This window comes from Azonexus sp. (assembly GCF_049652925.1).
GTDB lineage: Bacteria > Pseudomonadota > Gammaproteobacteria > Burkholderiales > Rhodocyclaceae > Azonexus.
Genome location: NZ_JBASFI010000004.1, coordinates 1 through 1,748, shown reverse-complemented (window position 1 = coordinate 1,748; position 1,748 = coordinate 1). Strand labels below are relative to the sequence as shown.

Genomic DNA, 1,748 nt, shown 5'->3' with positions numbered 1-1,748 from the left:
TCGCTCGATGACGTCGGCTATGAGGAAGGCAGATCGGTAGTACGGGTTGGGTTCGATGGCGCGATCTGCCAGCTCGTCCCAATGGGCGACGTCTGCGTCATCCAATAGAGCGATATCGAGGCGTCTGTACCGAGGGGTCGTGCCGTTGGCGTGGGAGCTGATCACACGTGAATGATGGACGGGACGGATGATCGCCGTTGTCGGTCCGGCATGGTCGCGGTATGATGCCGCTCGCCGCTGGCCCCGGAAACGACTCAGCAGCGGATCCATCGCGGGATGTGGAACACCCCGTGAGCCAATGGGTTCGAGGTCGGGAAGCGAAGGGACCGGCGACGTCGGGCGGCTAGCTCAGCTGGTTAGAGCACTTGCTTGACATGCAAGAGGTCACTGGTTCGAGTCCAGTGTCGCCCACCACAACACGAAGACAGCGTCGATCGGGACGCGCCTTCGGGTCGCACGATCCACAGAGAGCCGGGACGAGGCTGGAAACCCGGCGATCGAACCTGAAGGCACCACCCGTGAGCGGCCGGTGAACCGGCCCGGGAGTCGCCCGTTAGCGCGACCCCAGAGCGCGCAGGTTCGGCCTGCGAAGGCGGGTGGGACCGCGGGAGTGAACCTCTCGTCCTGTCGATGGACGAGGGGTTCCGTGATTCTCCGGAGGCACGCACGATGAGCGACGAATCGAACGACGAGATCGGGGAGGTCCTGGAGGCACCCGAGCGCGGGTCGGCGGACGAGCTGCTGGACGCCGGTGCGCAGGACGAACTCGGCGCGATGCGCCACTCGGCCGCCCACGTCATGGCCGAGGCGATCCTGGACCTCTTTCCCGGGACGAAGCTCGGCATCGGCCCGGCCATCCGCGACGGCTTCTACTACGACGTGCTGTTGCCCCGGAACCTGACTCCGGACGACCTCGCAGCGATCGAGGCGCGCATGGCCGAGAGCATCGCCGCCGATCACCCGTTCGAACGATCCGAGCTGCCTCCGGCCGAGGCACGAGCCTTCCTGGTCGGACAGGACCAGCCGCTCAAGGTCGAGATCATCGACGACCTGGCCACGAAGGCCGAGGCGGCCGGCGAGGCGATGCCGCCCACGTCGTTCTACCGCCAGGGCCCATTCATCGACCTGTGCCGTGGCCCGCACGTCGCCTCCACCGGCAAGATCGGGCCGTTCAAGCTGCTCTCGATCGCCGGCGCCTACTGGCGTGGCGACGAGAAGCGCCAGATGCTCCAGCGGGTGTACGGCACGGCCTGGGCGTCCCAAGAGGACCTGGACCAGTTCCTGTGGCGGCGCGAACAGGCGAAGCTGCGCGACCATCGCCGCCTCGGGACCCAGCTGGACCTGTTCAGCTTCCACGACGTCAGTCCCGGCTCGGCCTTCTGGCATCCCAAGGGCCAGCTGATCTGGCGGACGCTCGAGGGCGCCATGCGCGAGCTGCAGGCCCGCCGCGGCTACCAGGAGATCAGCACCCCGATCCTGGTCGACAAGAAGCTCTGGCAGCAGTCCGGTCACTGGGATCTGTACGACGCCAACATGTTCCGCCTCGAGTCCGAGGACCACGAGTTCGCGCTGAAGCCGATGAACTGCCCTGAATCCACGTTCATCTACCGCTCGAAGATCCGGTCCTATCGCGACCTGCCACTCCGCCTCAACGAGTACGGCCGGCTCCATCGCAACGAGCGGTCCGGCACCCTCTCTGGGTTGACCCGCGTCCGCCAGTTCATCCAGGACGATGCACACGTGTATGT

At 66.3% G+C, this 1,748-nt stretch carries 1 protein-coding gene and 1 tRNA gene; both read left to right on the top strand.

Features of this window, described 5'->3' with window-relative positions:
- Positions 1-337: 337 nt before the first annotated feature.
- Positions 338-414, top strand: a tRNA-Val gene (locus WBK19_RS01605).
- A 255-nt stretch (positions 415-669) separates the two neighbouring features.
- The coding region (locus WBK19_RS01600; RefSeq protein ID WP_511286313.1) for an aminoacyl--tRNA ligase-related protein at positions 670-1,748 on the top strand (1,079 nt) is incomplete at its 3' end.